Below are 17,132 nucleotides of genomic sequence, written 5' to 3' on the forward strand. Positions count from 1 at the left end.
TCTCAGCCCCTGACCAGCGCGACGAGATAGTCGGCGCCCGCCTCCGGGGCGTGAAAGGTGCAGTCCGACGGCGCGCCGAGCGCCAGGCAGTCGCCAGGTTCGAGCTGGTGCACCACATCGCCCTCGGTGAAGTCGAGCCGTCCGGAAATCAACCAGATCTGCTGCTTGATGAAGGCATAGGAGGCCGCCGGGAAACTGACCCTGGCGCCCGCCGGCAAATGCACCTTGATCAGTTCGAGCGGCATGTCGCTGGCCGGTGACAAATGCCGCCTGACATAGCCTGTATCGGGATCGCGCCACAGCGGCTGGTCGGCCTCGCGCAGCAGCCCGCCGCCTTGCAATTCCGCGCGCGCGATGAGGGTCGACAGCGTCATGCCGAAGGCCGCCGCGATGCGCACCAGAAGGGCCGCCGTCGGGCTGGTCATGCCGCGCTCGATCGTGCTCAGCATCGCCTTGGAAACGCCGGACCGCTCGGCGAGCTTGGCCAGCGACCAATCCCGCATGGCCCTTTCGGCGTGGATCCGCCTGCCGATGGTCGAGGAAATGTCGTTCGCTATATCATCCATTCGTCCATTATAGTGAAAGACGTGTATTGGAGAAGAGCCATTTGGCGACAATTTTCGCCAGGAGCTTAATCCTCTCTACACCATCCGACCTCATCCGACCTTAACCCCATTCCGGTAGGGTCCGATCTCCAGGGAAATGGGGATTGGTCTGTCCATGTATGTCGAACGCGAAGCTTCCGTCGGCGAACCGACATCGCAGGAGCGCCGCAACGCAGAGCAGAACGACCGGCGCATCCTGGGCAATGTCGTGCAATGCGACGGCGCGCGCGCCACCATCGCCGCCTATGCCGATGACATTGACGGGTCTGTGACCGGCCTATGGACGGTCGGCAAGATGATCTCGATCAATCTGGGCACGACGCGAACCGTGGGTCTCGTTTACGCGATCGGCAAATCGAACCGCGCCTGGAGCAATGAGGGCCAGAACCCCATCGAGGTCAGCATCGAGCTGATCGGAGAAGTGCGCGATGGTGCCGAGCCCGGCGCCAAGCCGATCTTCGACCGCGGCATCACCGCCTATCCGCATATCGGTGCCGTCGCGCATCGCATCCGCACCCGCGACCTGCAGGCGGTCTATGATCTCGCCGGCCGCCATTCCATCACCATCGGCTCGCTGGCGCAGGACGAGACAATCGCCGCCAACATCGCCATCGACGACACGCTGGCGCGCCATTTCGCTGTCGTCGGCACCACCGGCGTCGGCAAATCCACGGCCGTTTCGCTGCTGCTGCGCAAATCGATCGCGGCGCGGCCGGATCTGCGCATCCTGATCCTCGATCCGCACAACGAGTTCGCGAGCTCGTTACCCGAATACTGCGTCAGGGTCGATTCCAAGACGCTCGACCTGCCGTTCTGGATGTTCAAGCTCGAGGAATTCGCCGAGGTGCTGTTTCGCGGTCGTGAGACCGACGCGGAGGAGATCGACGCTCTGCGCGACCTCATCCCACTCGCCAAGAACCTCTACCGCAACCCGAATTCAGGTGCTTATCTCAGGCGCGGCAATGATGCGCTGACCGCCGATACGCCTGTGCCTTACCGCATCGCCGACCTGCTCAAGCAGATCGACGAGCGGATGGGCATGCTCGAAAGCAAGAACGAGCGTCCGACGCTCAAATCGCTGAAGACGCGCATCGAATCGGCCGCTGCCGATCCGCGCTACCGTTTCATGTTCAGTTCACGCCTGATCGAGGACACCATCCACGAAACGATCGGCAACATTTTCCGCGTGCCGCATCACGGCCGCCCGGTGACCTGCTTCGAGATGGCCGGCATGCCCTCCGAAGTGGTCAACTCCGTTTGTTCGGTGCTGGCGCGCCTGGCTTTCGACCTCGCTCTGTGGAGCGAGGGCAAGCTGCAACTCCTGTTTCTGTGCGAGGAAGCGCATCGCTATATGCCGGCCGATCCGCGCCTCGGCTTCGCGCCGACCAGGCACGCGCTGTCGCGCATCGCCAAGGAAGGCCGCAAATATGGCTGCTATCTCGGCGTCGTCACCCAGCGTCCGGGTGAGCTTGACCCGACCATCCTGTCGCAATGCTCGACCTTCTTCGCCATGCGGCTCGCCAACGAGCAGGACCAGGCGATCATCCGTTCGGCCATCGCCGACTCGTCCGCCTCGACGCTTGCCTTCCTGTCGTCGATGGGCCAGCGCGAAGCCATTGCCTTCGGCGAAGGTGTCGCGACGACCATGCGACTGAAGTTCGAAAGACTGCCCAGCCATCTGCTTCCCGGCACGTCCAAGCGCGAAGAGACCGAGGCGCCAAAGGCCAGCGACGATGTCGATCTGGTGGCGATCGTCGAGCGGCTGCGCAACGTGCCGAAACCGACGCCGCAGGCGATGGCTTTCGCTGAAGTGGTCGACTCCAGCCGGCAGGCCGGCGACCCAGACTACCGCAAGCCGCCGGCCACCCGCGCGCCATCGGACGACGATTTCGACATGCGCTACGGCCTGAAGCCCGCCACCTTCGGCCTGCGCCCCCAGAACGACTGAGCCTGGCGTCAAGTCCGTCTGCCGATAACTCTGAGCACCTACGTCAAACATCCAAGGGCCAAGCTCGTTGGCCAGCCTGGGTAAATCCCGTCAGGGAATTCGTCAGGCCAATCGGCTGGGGCTGTTTTCGAGAACCGGAGCGGAGCGGACATTAAGTCCGTCAGCACCGGAAGCGCAGAAAACGGCAGCAGACGGCCGGCCTGACGAATTCAATGATGGGATTTTAGGCGCAGACGCGGTTACGGCCTTGCCTTTTGGCTTCATAGAGCTGGCGGTCGGCGCGGCGATAGAATTCCTCGGCCGTTTCCTTGCGGTCCCAGACGGCAAGGCCGACGCTGGTGGTGATCTTGAGCCGCACATTGCCCGAAAGGATCGACATGTTGGCGATCGCCTTGCGGATGCGCTCGGCGAACTTGGCCAGCAGTTCCGCCTCCATATTGGGCGTGACGACGGCAAACTCCTCGCCGCCCAGCCGCGCCACCACATCGTGGAAACGTGTCATGTCCTTGAGACAGCTGGCGACAGCCTTGAGCACCTCGTCGCCGACATCGTGGCCGTGGGTGTCGTTGACCTGCTTGAAATGGTCTAGATCGAGGATCATCAGCCCGACAGGCTTTTCGATGCGCCGGAACTCCTCGAGATATTCCTTGAGCGCATCGTCGAAATACCGCCGGTTCTGCATACCGGTCAGACCGTCGGTCAGGGCGGCGTGCTCGAGCGTTTCGGAGCGGGCGCTGAGCGAAACCGTCATGGCGCGCAGCTTGCCTTCTTCCGTCGCCTGTTTGCGGATCAGCGGATAGATGAAGAAGATGCCGAAAAACAGCGCGGTCGCAAGCAGCACGCCCGTCGCGAACAACAGCTTGTTGAGGTAGATGACCTTGTCCAGGCCTGACTGCGTATGGAGTTCCGTGGCGAAGGATTGCAAGAGTCCATAGGCGTGCAGCGTCACCAGGCCCGCAGCCAGGATCACGAAAATAAAGACGAAAAATGCGGATTCCGCCTTATGGAAACGCATCTGCTCCCCAATGCAAAAGTGCCCATCGACCTTATGGCACGCCCCGCCTTACGGAGCGTTAATTCCGACAACTTCGGCGGGAACCCTTCCCTCAGGGTCAACTTTTTAAGTTGCATTAGCAACAAGTGTTTGGATCGTGGTTTCGAGATCGTCACCGGGGCGTAATCTCTGCCATTCCGGCCCCAGCTGATGGCGAAACCAGGTCGCCTGCCGCTTGGCATATTGCCGGGTTGCGATCTTGGCGCGCTCGATCGCCTCGGGGAAGCTGGTTAGTCCGGCCATCGCGGCCTGCAGGTCGCGAACGCCGATCGCCTTCATCGCCGGCAGGTCCGGATCGAGGCCAAGAGCTGTGAGCTGCCTGACTTCCTCCAGCGCGCCCTTGTCGAGCATCTGGTCAAAGCGCCTCTCGATGCGGTCAACAAGCGCGGCCCGGTCCGGCTCGATGACCAGGAAACGCGCCGTCTGCCTGTCGATGAGCGGCCGGCCGCGCTCTGCCTGCCAATCCAGGATCGACCGGCCGGAGGCGTCGAGCACCTCGAGCGCCCGCACGACGCGCTGGCTGTCGGTTGGCTTGAGTTGCATCGCGGCTCTCGAATCCTCGCGCAGCAGCAGGCTGTGCAGCTTGACTGCGCCTTGCTCCTTCAACTCGTAGCGCCAGCGGTCGCGGATGCGCGGCGGAATGTCGGGCATTTCCGAGATACCCTCGGCCAGCGCGCGGAAGTAGAGGCCGGTGCCGCCGACGAAAACCGGCCGCCGCGACAGCATTCCATCGTCGATGAGCTTCATCACATCGCGCAGCCACGCGCCCGTCGAATAGGCGGTACCGGGATGGACGTGGCCGTAGAGAAAATGCGGCACGCGTGCGAGGTCGGCCGCCTCCGGCCGCGCGGTCACCACGTCGAGCACCGAATAGCCTTGCATGGAATCGGTGTTGACGATGACGCCGCCCGAGCGTTCGGCCAGATCGAGCGCCAGTGCCGACTTGCCGCTGGCGGTCGGCCCGGCTATCAGGATCGCGTTCTTCACGCGGCCTTCGCCCGCATCCGTGCCGGAATTCTCCATGCCGCTCATTGCCACGCTTGTTTCCCGTCCCGCCGACCGCGCTCTGTCGCCGTCGCTTGCGAATATGGCCTCGCGGTCGGTGGGCGCAAGCGCTGTCGTCTGGCTGGCCGAAGGCATTGCCTGCGATCTTGCCTTGCCGCAAGAGGCTGACGCCGCTGACACCACCGCTGCGCTCCGCGCCGCATTGGCCGCCGAACCGGTCGATGTGATCCTCCAGCAGGCCGAAAGGCGGCGCAAGAAAATCCTCATCGCCGACATGGATTCGACCATGATCGACCAGGAATGCATCGACGAACTGGCCGACGAGATCGGCGTCAAGGATCGCGTTGCCACGATTACCGCGCGGTCGATGAATGGCGAGATCGCCTTCGAGCCGGCCTTGCGTGAGCGCGTCGCACTGTTGAAGGGGCTCGATGCCGCCGTCGTCGACCGCATCGTCGCCAATCGGCTGACATTGGCCTCGGGCGGCCGTGCGCTCGTCCAGACCATGCGCGCCAACGGCGCCTGGACGGCACTGGTTTCGGGCGGCTTCGAGGTCTTCACCACGCGCATCGCGGCCATGCTCGGTTTTCAGGAAAACCGCGCCAATCGCTTGCTCGAACAGGGCGGACGCTTCACCGGACTGGTCGGCGAGCCGATCCTCGGCCGCGCCGCCAAGGCCGACGCCCTGCTCGAGATTTCGGCGCGCCTCGCCCTGACGCCGGCCGATGCCATTGCCGTCGGCGATGGCGCCAACGATCTCGATATGATCCGCCTCGCCGGAACCGGTGTCGCGCTTCACGCCAAACCGACAGTGGCGGCGCAGGCGAAGGTTCGCATCGACCATGGCGACCTGACGGCCCTGCTCTATCTGCAAGGCTATCGCCAGGAAGAATTCGCCGAATGATACCAATGCGTACCGAGCGCCTGATCCTGCGCAACTGGGAGGATCGCGACCGCGAACTCTTCCATCGCATCAATTCCGATGAACGGGTCATGGAGTTCTTCCCGTTTCGCCGCGACCGCGCCCAGGCGGACGCCAAGATGGACGAATTGCGCGCCTGGATCGCCGAGGATGGCTACGGGTTCGCCGCCGCCGAGATCATCGAAACGGGCGAATGCATCGGCTTCGTCGGCCTCCTCGATACCGATCATGTGCCGTCCCTGCCGGCGGGTACGATCGAGATCGGCTGGCGGCTGGCCCCCGAATTCTGGGGCAAAGGCTATGTCACCGAGGCCTCGGAAGCCTGGCTGGCCTACGGTTTCGAGACATTGGCCGTCGGCGAAATCGTCTCCTTCGCCGTCACGGAAAACCACCGCTCGACCGCCGTCATGAAACGCCTCGGCATGACAGCCGATCCCTCGGCCGATTTCGATCATCCCGGCATTCCCGACAGTCATCCCGCGCTCAAGCGGCATGTGCTCTACCGGCTGGCGCGCGAGAATTGGCAGGCAAGAAAAAAGGCGGCTGGTTAGCCGCCTTTTTTGAAATCGACGGATTGAAATCTCAATCCATCCGGATCGTCACGAAGCGCAACTCACCGGTCTTCGACGCCAGCATCAACAGCGCGTTCTTGCGGCCCTGCTCCTTCAGCGCGCCGATTCGGTCCATGACGTCCTTTGGCGTGGCGACCGATTCCTGCGCGATCTCGGTGATCACTTCGCCAGGCTGGATGCCGCGTTCGGCGGCGGCCGAGTCCTTAGCCACATCGGTGATGACGACGCCGGAAACATCGGCGGCGATGCTGAATTTCTTGCGCGTCTCGTCATTGAGTTCGCCGACGGTCATGCCGAGCACCGAAGCGGTCGAAACGGCCGGAGCCTTGTCGCCCTTGTCCTGGTCGGTGTTGCCGTTCTCGCCGCTGGCGAGCTTCTCGCCATCCTCGAGCCGGCCGAGCGTCACCTTCACAGTCTGCTCGACACCCTTGCGCACGATCAGCACGTCGACGGCCTTGCCGACGGGGCTTTCGGCGACGACGCGCGGCAGGTCGCGCATTTCATGGATGTCCTTGCCATCGAACTTGATGATGACGTCGCCGGCCTGGATGGTGCCGTTGTCGACTGGTCCGCCCTTGATGACGCCGGCGACCAGCGCGCCCTTGGCGGTCGCCATGCCGAGGCTTTCGGCGATGTCGTCCGTCACCGGCTGGATGCGCACGCCGAGCCAGCCGCGCCGCGTCTCGCCGAACTGGCGCAACTGGTCGACGACACCCGAGGCAAGCTGCGAGGGAATCGAGAAGCCGATGCCGATCGAGCCGCCGGACGGCGAGATGATCGCGGTGTTGATGCCGATGACCTCGCCGGCGCTGTTGAACAGCGGTCCGCCCGAATTGCCGCGGTTGATCGCCGCGTCGGTCTGGATGAAATCGTCATAGGGACCGGAATTGATGTCGCGGTTGCGGGCCGAGACGATGCCGACCGTGACCGTGCCGCCAAGGCCGAACGGATTGCCGACCGCCATGACCCAGTCGCCGACGCGCATCTTGGTGGAATCGCCGAACTTCACAGCGGTGAGCTTGTGGCCTTTCGGATCGACCTTCAGCACCGCGACGTCGGTCTTGGTATCGGTGCCGACCAGCGTCGCCTTCAGCGTCACGCCATCGGAGAAATTGACCTCGATATCGTCGGCGTCCGCAATCACGTGGTTGTTGGTGACAACGATGCCTTGTTCGGCGTCGATGACGAAACCGGATCCCAGCGACTGCACCTTCTGCGCGCTATTGTCCTTGTCGCCGCCGCGGTTCTTGAAGAAATCGTCGAAGAAGTCCTGGAACGGTGAGCCTTCGGGAAGCTGCGGCATTGGCACCGCGCCCGGCCCTTCCGTGCCCTTCACCGTCTGCGAGGTCGAGATGTTGACCACGGCGCCGAGCACGCCTTGCGCCAGGTCGGCCACCGAAGCAGGTCCGTCCGCAGCGAAGGTCGGCGTCACGAAGGATGGGACGGCGACGGTGCCGACGAGAAGCGCTGCCGTGCCAGCGATGAACGTCCGCCGTGCCGCGCGCAAAAGGAGTGTGGATGTCATCGAGAAGCCTCCCGGTCTTTCTGAAAGAGAAAGCGCAACGGTGAAAACACCGTGTTGCGCCATGTTGGCAAAAAATACGGCACGTTTGCGGCTACGACTACCGGCAGAGGATAAATCCTCCATTATGCCGAAGGCGAAAACCTGACGTTCTCATCCGCCCCGGACCAGCCAGACGATGCCGACACCAATGGCAATCGCGGCCAGCCCGGCGATCCGCAATGCATTCTCCGGCATCGACAGCACCTCACCCGCGAGCTTCCTCGCCAAGCTGGGAAAGCCGCCATAGACCAGGCCCTCTATGACGAGGACCAGGCCTATCGCCGCGAATAAGTCCTGCACCGGCTATTGCTGGCCGGTGCTGGGCTGTGTCGCCGGTGCGGCGGGAGCCGTCGGCGTCGGCTTCGCCGGCCCTTCCTTTCCTTCCGGATCGCGGAAGAAGCGGAAGAACTCCGAATTCGGCGACAGCACCATGGTCGTCCCGGTGTTGTCCAACGCCGTGCCATAGGCATTCATCGACCGGTAGAAATCGAAGAAGGCCGGATCGCGCTGATAGGCTCCGGCGAAGGTGGCACTGCGCTGGGCTTCGCCCTCGCCGCGCAGGATCTCGGACTCCTTCTGCGCTTCGGCAACGATCTCGACCACTTCACGATCGGCACGGGCCGTGATGCGCTGTGCCGCTTCGTTGCCACGTGCCCGCAGTCGAGCCGCCTCGGCCAGACGTTCCGCCTTCATGCGGTCGTAGGTCTGCTGTGAAACCTCGGCCGTGAGGTCGGTGCGACGGATGCGGACATCCTCGATCTGCAGGCCGAGCGAGGTGGCGTCGGGCCGAAGCTGATCGCGCACTTCACGCATCATCACCGCACGCTCTTCCGAGAGCGCGGCCTCGAAGTCGCGCAGACCGTAGACGCGGCGCAAGGCAGCATCGAGACGGGTCCGCAGGCGCGCTTCGGCCAGTTCGATCTGACCGGACACGGCGGCACGGAAGACGCGCGGATCCGAGATGCGATAGGCGATGAAGGCATCAACCTCGTAGAACTTGCCGCCCGACACCTGGACACGGATGTTGTCGAGGTCGAAGCGCAGCACCCTGTTTTCGATCAGTTGCACCGTATCGGCGTCGAAGAACGAGAACGGCGCCTTGAAGTAGATGCCGGGCTCGCTCTTGACGTCGACGATCTCGCCGAACCGCAGCACCAGCGCCTGCTGGCGGGCATTGACCACGAAGACCGAGGAATAGACCAGGAACAGGATGACCGCCGCGACGACGACGAAGATGGGAAGACGGTTGGCCATCACTGGGTACCTCCCGTATTCGCGGCAGGCGCGGCCGGAGCCGGCGGTTTGGGCTGCAATGCCGGGAGTGGCAGATAGGGTACGACACCTTGTCCGTTGCCCTGCTCGACGATGACCTTGCTCGAGTCCTTCAGAACCTTCTCCATGGTTTCCAGATAAAGCCGTTTGCGCGTGACATCGGGGGCTTTGACGTATTCGTCATAGACCGAGATGAAGCGCTGGGCCTCACCTTCGGCTTCCTGCACCACACGGTTCTTGTAGGCGGCGGCGTCTTCGCGGACCTGTGCCGCCTCGCCACGCGCCTGGCCGAGCTTCTGGTTGGAGTACTGGTTGGCCTGCTCGACGAACTTGTCCTCGTCCTGCTCGGCACGCTGCACTTCGTCGAACGCATCGGCCACTTCACGTGGCGGTGCTGCATCCTCGATGGAGACGGCGTTGATGTTGAGGCCGGCCTTGTAGCCGTCCAGCGTCGTCTGGATAATCTCACGCACCGAGGCCGCTATGCCCTGACGGTCATCGCGAAAAATGTCCTGCGCCGGCCGGCGGCCGACGGCTTCACGCATGGCGCTTTCGGCGACCTGCCGCAGCATGCCGTCCGGGTCGGAGACGTCGAACAGATAGGCGCGGGGATCGGAGACCTGATAGGCCACCGAAAACTGCACGTTGACGATGTTCTGGTCGCCCGACAGCATCAGGCCATTGCCGCTGGTGTTGCCACCGCCAATGTCGACGAGCTGCTCGGAAATCTTGGCCGTCTCGACGGTTTCAAGCGGCCACCAATGGAAATGCAGGCCGGGCTGGGAGAGCTCGGGCTTCGGCTTGCCGAAGCGCAGTTCGACCGCGACCTCGTCGGGCTGCACGGTATAGACCGCCTGGAACGCCCAGAGAACGACCAGCACCGCGGCGATCAGCCCGAACACCGCCGGACTGGCGCCGCCACCGCCGGGCAGCGCGCGCCGCAGACGGTCCTGACCGCGGCGGATGATGTCCTCGAGATCGGGAGGCGAGCCCTGTGGCCCGCTCGGTCCCTTTGGTCCCTGCCCCCAGGGCCCCTGATTGTTGCCGCCGCCGCCGCCCCATGGGCCGCCGCCACCGCCGCTCTTGTCGTTCCAGGGCATGAATGTCCTTTCGCTTGGAATTCCCTCAAGCGCCGCTGTTACGGCGCAAAATCCAGTGTTGTTCTTCTATAGGGATGTGGCAGCACGCTTTCAACGCGATGCCCCGCCGACATCATCCGTTTTGGGTCGGTCGCGACCCTTTGTCGTCTTTCAATACCTTTTTTGTCTTTCAATGTATCTCGCGGCGGCGCTCGTAAACCGAATAGCGCGTTGCGTGGCTGTCCTTTTCGCCGGCCGGCACCTCCTGCGAACTGACCAGGCGCCATGTCTGAGGGTCGATCGGCGGGAAATGCGCATCGCCGTCGACGGCGGCCAGCACATGGGTGACGTGCAGCCGGTCAGCCAGCGGCAGCGCCTGCGCATAGATTTCGCCACCGCCAATGACGCAGACCTCGTCCACACCTGTCATGCAGCGTCCGCGCACCGTTGCCAGCTGAATCGCGGCCTCCAGCGTATGCGCCACCTCGACGCCCTCGGCGCGCCAGGCCTTGTCGCGGGTGACGACGAGGTTCAGCCGGCCTGGCAGCGGACGGCCAATGCCTTCATAGGTCTTGCGGCCCATGATGATAGGCTTGCCCATCGTGTCGGCCTTGAAACGCTTGAGGTCGGTGGAGAGCCGCCAGGGCAATCCTCCGTCCCGCCCGATCACGCCGTTCTCGGCGATGGCGACATAGATCGCGACATGCATCAGTTCGCGTCCCCGCCATTGCTGTCCGACGGTTCGAGCAGCAAGATATCGATGTCATGCTCGGGATAGAAGTCGTTCGCCGTCATCTCGAAACTCGTCGGCCCGACCTTTTTGACGTTGTCGCCGCAGAACGAGACCAGGGCTTTGGGATTGCCCTTGTCGACGGTCAGCTTGAACTTGCCGATGGTGCCCGCCGCCCAGTTGCCGCCTGTTGTCAGTATATAGGCGATGCGGCTTTCGTAATATTTCGGGTACCCGTCCGGATTGTCCTTCGCCGCCTTGCGCACCGCGTTCTCGAATGTGTCGTCCATGCAATAGCGTGTCTTGTAAGCGGCGTATGAGCCCTGGAACTGGCCCTCGTTGAAAAAACTGACCGAGGACGTGCCGCCGACGCTCGGCTTGTAGCGGTGCGAAACATGGACGTCCTTGTTGGCCGGAAAGGTCGAGCGCCACCAATAGGTCGAGCGCAACTGCCACCATGGCGCGTAGGCTGGAGCGAGGCTCGGGCCGGCGTCTGCTTCCGGATCCTCGATGATGATGCCGCGGCTGACCCAGTCATCGGCCACCGCCTTTGGCAGTTTCGCCAATGCCGCCTTGGCCGCATCGCCGAACGGGTTGAACGGGACATTCTGCGCCTTGAGGTCGGCACTGATGTCGATGCCGAGCGCGAACACCTTCTGCTCGAGCTGCGGCTTTGCCGGCACGCCGTCGATCGTCACCTCGAAGCCGAGGAAATTATCGCTCTGGTTTTCCGGAATCGCCGGCATCTCTTCGGGATCGCCCGAAATGTCGGGCATCGGAAAGGCCACGATCGCGCTGACATCCTTGTCGGTGTTGTTGTGGAAGACGTAGTCGACCGTAACTTTCTCGGGCGAAATGAAGAGATCCTCACTCTGCATCGCCACGGCATCGTTACGCGACAGAATGAGGCCACCGGTGCCGAGTTCGGCAGTCGAGTCATTGGCCAGTGCCGGCGCGGCCGAAAGCGCCAACGCCACAGTCAGAACATATCGCAACATCGAAGCCCCCTCGGCTGGAATGCCCTGACGACCCTAGCCGTTTCAATGTGGCGTTTCAAAGCCCTTCCGTCTCACGGGACCGTCCGGACGGTCTGAACACGCTAGCTGCGGTCTGGACACGCGAGCGGTCTGGACACGCGAGCGGTCTGGACTAACAGGTTGCGATCGGGCAGGAGTTCGCCCCATGCGCAAGCTTCTCGTCATCGGCATCGGCGCCGGCAATCCCGACCACATGACGGTTCAGGCCATATCAGGCCTGAACCGCGCCGACGTGCTGTTCATCCCCGACAAGGGCGCCAAGAAGAACGACCTTGCCGAACTGCGGCGTGAAATCTGCGACCGCTTCGTCACCAATCCGAAATCGCGCCGCGTCGAATTCGACGTACCGGTGCGCGCCGAACCAGCGCCTTCCTACCGCTCGACCGTCGACGACTGGCACGAAGCCATCGCCGCCATCTACGAGGCCCTGATCCGCGACGAGCTTGCCGAGGATGGCTGCGGCGCCTTCCTGATCTGGGGCGATCCTTCGCTCTACGACAGCGCGCTGCGTATTCTCGAGCGGGTGCGCCTGCGAGACAATGTCGCCTTCGAGCTGGAGGTCATCCCCGGCATCACCGCCATCCAGGCGCTTGCCGCCGGCCATAAAATGGCGCTGAACCGCATCGGCGATTCCATCCTGGTCACCACCGGTCGCAGGCTGACCGAAGAGGGCCTGGCCAGCAATGCCGGCAGCACGGTCGTCATGCTGGACGGCAAATGCGCCTTCAACACGCTGGCCGACCAGGATGTCGTCATCCATTGGGGCGCCTATCTCGGCACACCGGACGAGATCCTTATCTCGGGCCGCCTCGGCGATGTCGGCGAAGAGATCGAGAACGTGCGTGAGGAAGCCCGCAAGAAGAAGGGCTGGATCATGGACACCTATCTGCTTCGCAAGCCCGGCGAAGAGGATTAGGCCCTACCGCCCTACCGCCCTACCGCCCTACCGCCCTACCGCCCTACTGCCCTACTGCCCTGTCTCACCCCGCGTCGATCTCCGCCTGCAGCGCATCCATATGCGTTGCCGCCGCGGCGGTGGCCGCGCGCTCGATGGCGCGGAAACGGCTGACCACCGCCAGGCCGATGGCTGTCAATTGCGCGCCGCCACCCTTGCGGCCTCCGGTCTGCGCCGCAACCAGCGGCTTGCCGAACACCCGGTTCATGTCCTCGACCAGATCCCAGGCATGCTTGTAGGACATCTCCATGCCGCGCGCGGCGGCCGAGATCGAGCCGAAGGTGGCGATGTGCTCCAGAAGCTCGATCTTGCCCGGACCGATCCGCCCGTCTGGATCGAGATTTATCCGCAAGCTTAGAGACGGCATTTTTGCTTCTCCGCGGTCATGTCCGCCTCCATGTTAGAGCTTCCTGCGCGATACCGCTATTCCAAAACGATATAGCGTCGATTACCGAATGCATCAGCCATCGACCTCGAGCGGCAGGCCTGCGCCGGTGTTGGCCCGGTCGAAGCTCACTGTCTTGACCACCGCGAAAACCTTGCCGCCGAGCCGCAGCTTCAGCGCATGCCGCGACTGTTCGGTGATGCGGGCCAGAACGGTTGCGCCATTGCAGTCGATGCCAATCTCGACCGCCGGCCCCTCGCCCGGGCTGATCGCGACGATCGTGCCGGGCAGGATGTTGAGCGCGCTGAGACCCGTGGGTTTCTCCGTGGCGATCATCACGTCACGGGCGCGGATGCGGATACGCACGCGTGCCCCGGTCTTCATTGCAAGGCGCGGCACGCGAATCTCGCCGGCGGCGGAGTCCAGCACGGTCATGCCGAACACCTCGTCGTGACGCAGCACTTTCGTATCCAGTACCGCACCGCCCTCGCCGCGCTCTTCGGCCGGCAACAGGTCGAGCCTTTGCATGACAGCCTCGGTCGGTCCGTTGGCGACGACCTTGCCTTGCGCCAGCATCACCACGTCGCTGGCGAGCCGTGCCACCTCGGCGACGGAATGGCTGACATAGACGATCGGGATTTTTGTCTCGTCGCGCAGCCGTTCGATATAGGGCAGGATCTCGGCCTTGCGCGCCTCGTCCAGCGAGGCCAGCGGCTCGTCCATGAGCAGAAGCTTGGGACTGGCCAGCAGCGCCCGGCCGATCGCCACGCGCTGCTTCTCGCCGCCCGACAGCTTTGCCGGGCGCCGCCCGAGCAGCGAGCCGATGCCGAGCAGTTCGACAACCGAATCCATCTCCGCGTAACGCTCCGCCGCCGGCGTGAACCAGCGGCCGTAGCGCAGATTGCTGGCCACGCTCATATGCGGAAACAGGCGCGCGTCCTGGAACACCATGCCGATACGGCGCTTGTGCTTGGGCACGAAAATGCCGGCGCTTGTGTCGACCAGCACGCGGCCATCGACCGCGATGCGGCCCTTGTCGGGCCGGATCAGCCCGGCGATCATGTTGATCAGCGTCGTCTTGCCGGACCCCGAGGGTCCGAACAGCGCTGTCAGCCGGCCGGCGCTCTCGAAGCGCGCCTCGATGGCGACATCGCCGAGCCGGTGGCTGATATCGACGAGGACGCTCATTCGATGTCCATCCGCCGACCGACCCGCCGCGCCAGCACCTCCGATGCGACCAGTGCCGCCATCGAGATGACGATCGAGATCAATGTCAGGCGCAGTGCGCCCTCATCGCCACCCGGCACCTGCGTAAAAGTGTAGATCGCCGAAGGCAATGTTTGCGTCTCGTTGGGGATGTTGGAGACGAACGTGATCGTCGCACCAAACTCGCCCATCGCCTTGGCGAAGGCCAGGATGGCACCGGCGATCAGCCCCGGCAGGATCAGCGGCAGCGTGATGGTGCCAAACACCCACAGAGGATTGGCGCCGAGCGTGCCCGCCGCCGCTTCCATCTTGCGGTCCACCGCTTCGATCGACAGCCGGATCGCCCGCACCATCAGGGGAAAACCCATGACGCCGCAGGCAAGTGCCGCACCGGTCCAGCGAAACGAGAAGACAATGCCGAAATGCTCAGCCAGGAAGGCGCCGGCCGGGCCGCGTTTGCCGAAGGTCAGCAGCAGCAAATAACCGGTCACCACAGGCGGCAGGATCAGCGGCAGGTGCACCACGCCGTTGAGCAGCGTCTTGCCCCAGAATTTTCCGCGGGCAAGCAGCAGCGCGATCAGGATGCCGGGTGGCAGGCTGAAAAGCATCGCCACCGTCGCCACCTTGATCGACAGCCGAACCGCATTCCATTCGTCGGGAGTGAGGTCCAGCAGCCAGGTCATATTGCGCTATCAGGCCTTTTCAGTTGCTCGGCGTGAGCACGGTAAAACCCTGGTCCTTGAAGAGCGCGCCGGCCTTGGCGGACTGCAGGCATTTCAGGAAGGCAGGCGTATCCTTGTCCTTCGAATCGGCGGTCTGGGCAACCGGATAGATGATCGGCGGATGCGAATCCTCCGGGAAGGTGCCGACCACCTTGACGCCCTTTTCGGCATGCGCGTCGGTGGCATAGACGATGCCGAGAGCGGCCTCCCCTGTTGAAACCAGCTTGAGCGCCGCGCGGACGTTTTCGGCCTGCGCCACCTTGCCCTCGACCGAGGACCAGACGCCGAGCGATTCCAGCGCCGCCTTGCCGTACTTGCCAGCCGGCACCGCCTTGAAGTCGCCCATGGCGAGCTTGCCGTCGCCAATCAGCTTGGCGAGGTCGAAACCCTTCTCGATCTTGGTTTCAACCGTCGAATCTTTCGGAGCCACCAGCACGATCTCGTTGCCGAGCAGCTTCACCTCGGTGTCCGGCTTGGTCAGCTTCTTGTCGGAGAGATATTTCATCCAGTCGAGGTCGGCCGAGATGAAGACGTCGGCCGGCGCTCCGCCCTCGATCTGCTTGGCCAGCGCGGAACTCGCGGCATAGGAGATGGTCGCGGCCTCGCCGACATCGGCCTCGCAGGCCTTGTTCACCGCATCGAGCGCGTCCTTCAGGCTGGCAGCGGCGAATACGACCACCTTGTCCTCCGCATGTGCGGCCGGTGCTACCGCCATCAACGCCGCCGCAAAACCGCCAATGGCGATCGCCCTCAATCCAAAACCTTTGCGCGTCATGCAAAATCTCCCTGGGTTTGAAATCCGACCGGCCCGAAGCCTGTCGACCGATATATCCGTATGAACATAACAAGGGAAGACTTTTTGCCCGACGCCGGCATTGTGTCTCGATGTCATCGCGGCCTACGATGAACCAGGCTGGCTACAGCGAAAGATAACAGGAGACGCCCAATGAAAATCAGCGCCCGCAACATCCTGAAAGGCACCATCGTCGAAATCGTCAAGGGAGCCACCACCTCGCATGTCAGGATCGACATTGGCGGCGCCGTCGTCACCGCCTCGATTACCAACGAGGCCGTCGCTGATCTCAAGCTTGAAAAAGGCAAGCAAGCCTATGCCGTGGTCAAGGCTTCGGATGTGATGGTCGGCATCGACTGAAGCTTACTCAGACCGCGATTGGCGCCTTGATCGACGCGTCGGCGACGTAGTTTTCCAGCCGGAAATCCTCGAAGCGGAAAGAAAACAGGTCCTTCACTTCCGGGTTGATCCACATCGTCGGCAGCGCTCTTGGCGTGCGCCGCAACTGCTCGCGCGCCTGTTCGAAATGGTTCGAGTAGAGATGCGCGTCACCCAGCGTGTGGACGAAATCGCCCGGCTTCAGCCCGGTCACTTGCGCCACCATCAGCGTCAGCAGCGCATAGGACGCAATGTTGAACGGCACGCCAAGGAAGATGTCGGCGGATCGTTGGTAAAGCTGGCAGGAAAGCCGGCCTTCCGACACGTAGAACTGGAACAGGCAGTGGCAGGGCGGCAGCGCCATGGCTTCCACCTCGGCCGGATTCCAGGCCGAAACGATCAGCCGCCGAGATTGAGGATTTCGGCGTATCTCCTTGAGAAGGCCTGCGATCTGGTCGATCGAGCCGCCATGCCCATCCGGCCAGGAGCGCCATTGCTTGCCATAGACCGGGCCAAGATCGCCATTTTCGTCGGCCCATTCGTCCCAGATCGTAACGCCGTGGTCGGTGAGATACTTGGTGTTGGTGTCGCCGGCCAGGAACCACAGGAGTTCATGGATGATCGACTTCAGATGCAGCTTCTTGGTGGTGGTGACCGGAAAGCCGCGCGCCAGGTCGAAACGCATCTGGTAGCCGAAGACGGAGCGCGTGCCGGTGCCGGTGCGGTCGCCGCGATCGGCGCCGTTGTCCAGCACATGCTGCAAGAGGTCAAGATACTGGCGCATCGGTTCCGGCTCGATTCGAGATTTCACCAATCATAGCGCATGTACGCGCTGACGCCACGCCTGTCTGAAGTCTTCCCCACCCGGATAGGGAGCGGGCCTCTCTTCAGAACCCGCTCCGGCG

General features: G+C 63.3%; 19 protein-coding genes. 5 read left to right on the top strand and 14 right to left on the bottom strand.

Going from position 1 to position 17,132, the window contains the following annotated elements; translation table 11 throughout:
• Positions 1 to 2: 2 nt before the first annotated feature.
• Complete coding sequence (locus AC1D05_RS07350) at positions 3 to 566, bottom strand: helix-turn-helix domain-containing protein (RefSeq protein ID WP_477439576.1); 564 nt, start codon at positions 564 to 566, stop codon at positions 3 to 5.
• Between the two features lie 154 nt (positions 567 to 720).
• Between AC1D05_RS07350 and AC1D05_RS07355 the strand changes: the two genes are divergently transcribed.
• Positions 721 to 2,553: an ATP-binding protein gene (locus AC1D05_RS07355; protein WP_477439578.1), complete on the top strand. Its 1,833-nt coding sequence runs from the start codon at positions 721 to 723 to the stop codon at positions 2,551 to 2,553.
• Between the two features lie 223 nt (positions 2,554 to 2,776).
• On the opposite strand, the gene AC1D05_RS07360 is transcribed toward AC1D05_RS07355, so the two are convergent.
• Positions 2,777 to 3,568, bottom strand: coding sequence for a GGDEF domain-containing protein (locus tag AC1D05_RS07360; RefSeq protein ID WP_258583011.1), 792 nt, complete (start codon positions 3,566 to 3,568; stop codon positions 2,777 to 2,779).
• A 105-nt stretch (positions 3,569 to 3,673) separates the two neighbouring features.
• Complete coding sequence (miaA, locus tag AC1D05_RS07365) at positions 3,674 to 4,639, bottom strand: tRNA (adenosine(37)-N6)-dimethylallyltransferase MiaA (protein WP_477439945.1); 966 nt, start codon at positions 4,637 to 4,639, stop codon at positions 3,674 to 3,676.
• Here miaA and serB point away from each other — a divergent pair.
• Positions 4,629 to 5,516, top strand: coding sequence for a phosphoserine phosphatase SerB (gene serB / locus AC1D05_RS07370; RefSeq protein ID WP_477439580.1), 888 nt, complete (start codon positions 4,629 to 4,631; stop codon positions 5,514 to 5,516). The genes miaA and serB overlap by 11 nt on opposite strands.
• Complete coding sequence (locus tag AC1D05_RS07375; protein ID WP_477439582.1) at positions 5,513 to 6,085, top strand: GNAT family N-acetyltransferase; 573 nt, start codon at positions 5,513 to 5,515, stop codon at positions 6,083 to 6,085. The genes serB and AC1D05_RS07375 overlap by 4 nt, the downstream gene beginning before the upstream one ends.
• Positions 6,086 to 6,116: 31 nt before the next feature.
• Here AC1D05_RS07375 and AC1D05_RS07380 read toward each other — a convergent pair whose 3' ends face one another.
• The 6 genes from AC1D05_RS07380 to AC1D05_RS07405 form a co-directional block, all read right to left on the bottom strand.
• The gene (locus tag AC1D05_RS07380; protein WP_477439584.1) at positions 6,117 to 7,631 is read right to left on the bottom strand and encodes a DegQ family serine endoprotease; all 1,515 of its coding nucleotides are present in this window, start codon (positions 7,629 to 7,631) and stop codon (positions 6,117 to 6,119) included.
• A 150-nt stretch (positions 7,632 to 7,781) separates the two neighbouring features.
• The gene (locus AC1D05_RS07385; RefSeq protein ID WP_477439586.1) at positions 7,782 to 7,970 is read right to left on the bottom strand and encodes a DUF2065 domain-containing protein; all 189 of its coding nucleotides are present in this window, start codon (positions 7,968 to 7,970) and stop codon (positions 7,782 to 7,784) included.
• Between the two features lie 3 nt (positions 7,971 to 7,973).
• Positions 7,974 to 8,924, bottom strand: coding sequence for a protease modulator HflC (hflC, locus tag AC1D05_RS07390; protein ID WP_477439588.1), 951 nt, complete (start codon positions 8,922 to 8,924; stop codon positions 7,974 to 7,976).
• Positions 8,924 to 10,042, bottom strand: a complete 1,119-nt coding sequence (gene hflK, locus AC1D05_RS07395) for an FtsH protease activity modulator HflK (protein WP_477222011.1) — start codon at positions 10,040 to 10,042, stop codon at positions 8,924 to 8,926. The genes hflC and hflK overlap by 1 nt, the downstream gene beginning before the upstream one ends.
• 169 nt (positions 10,043 to 10,211) lie before the next feature.
• Positions 10,212 to 10,730, bottom strand: coding sequence for a dihydrofolate reductase (locus tag AC1D05_RS07400; RefSeq protein WP_477439590.1), 519 nt, complete (start codon positions 10,728 to 10,730; stop codon positions 10,212 to 10,214).
• Complete coding sequence (locus AC1D05_RS07405) at positions 10,730 to 11,749, bottom strand: DUF4424 domain-containing protein (protein ID WP_477439592.1); 1,020 nt, start codon at positions 11,747 to 11,749, stop codon at positions 10,730 to 10,732. Before AC1D05_RS07405 ends, AC1D05_RS07400 begins: the two co-directional genes overlap by 1 nt.
• Before the next feature lie 184 nt (positions 11,750 to 11,933).
• Here AC1D05_RS07405 and cobF point away from each other — a divergent pair, with 184 nt between their 5' ends.
• On the top strand, positions 11,934 to 12,704 hold the full coding sequence (gene cobF, locus AC1D05_RS07410) for a precorrin-6A synthase (deacetylating) (protein ID WP_477439594.1): 771 nt from the start codon (positions 11,934 to 11,936) through the stop codon (positions 12,702 to 12,704).
• A 64-nt stretch (positions 12,705 to 12,768) separates the two neighbouring features.
• On the opposite strand, the gene AC1D05_RS07415 is transcribed toward cobF, so the two are convergent.
• The 4 genes from AC1D05_RS07415 to modA form a co-directional block, all read right to left on the bottom strand.
• A complete protein-coding gene (locus AC1D05_RS07415; RefSeq protein WP_095202221.1) occupies positions 12,769 to 13,110 on the bottom strand; it encodes a winged helix-turn-helix domain-containing protein in 342 nt (113 codons plus the stop codon).
• A 93-nt stretch (positions 13,111 to 13,203) separates the two neighbouring features.
• On the bottom strand, positions 13,204 to 14,316 hold the full coding sequence (gene modC, locus AC1D05_RS07420; RefSeq protein ID WP_477439596.1) for a molybdenum ABC transporter ATP-binding protein: 1,113 nt from the start codon (positions 14,314 to 14,316) through the stop codon (positions 13,204 to 13,206).
• On the bottom strand, positions 14,313 to 15,017 hold the full coding sequence (gene modB / locus AC1D05_RS07425) for a molybdate ABC transporter permease subunit (RefSeq protein WP_477439598.1): 705 nt from the start codon (positions 15,015 to 15,017) through the stop codon (positions 14,313 to 14,315). Before modB ends, modC begins: the two co-directional genes overlap by 4 nt.
• Positions 15,018 to 15,036: 19 nt before the next feature.
• Positions 15,037 to 15,831 carry a molybdate ABC transporter substrate-binding protein gene (gene modA, locus AC1D05_RS07430; RefSeq protein ID WP_477439600.1) on the bottom strand — a complete coding sequence of 265 codons (795 nt, stop codon included), beginning with the start codon at positions 15,829 to 15,831 and terminating at the stop codon, positions 15,037 to 15,039.
• 171 nt (positions 15,832 to 16,002) lie between these two features.
• Between modA and AC1D05_RS07435 the strand changes: the two genes are divergently transcribed.
• Positions 16,003 to 16,209: a TOBE domain-containing protein gene (locus AC1D05_RS07435; RefSeq protein WP_477439602.1), complete on the top strand. Its 207-nt coding sequence runs from the start codon at positions 16,003 to 16,005 to the stop codon at positions 16,207 to 16,209.
• Positions 16,210 to 16,216: 7 nt separating this feature from the next.
• On the opposite strand, the gene AC1D05_RS07440 is transcribed toward AC1D05_RS07435, so the two are convergent.
• Positions 16,217 to 17,011, bottom strand: coding sequence for a thymidylate synthase (locus tag AC1D05_RS07440; protein WP_477439604.1), 795 nt, complete (start codon positions 17,009 to 17,011; stop codon positions 16,217 to 16,219).
• Between the last annotated feature and the right edge of the window lie 121 nt (positions 17,012 to 17,132).

Source organism: Mesorhizobium sp. P2_E9, assembly GCF_056403815.1.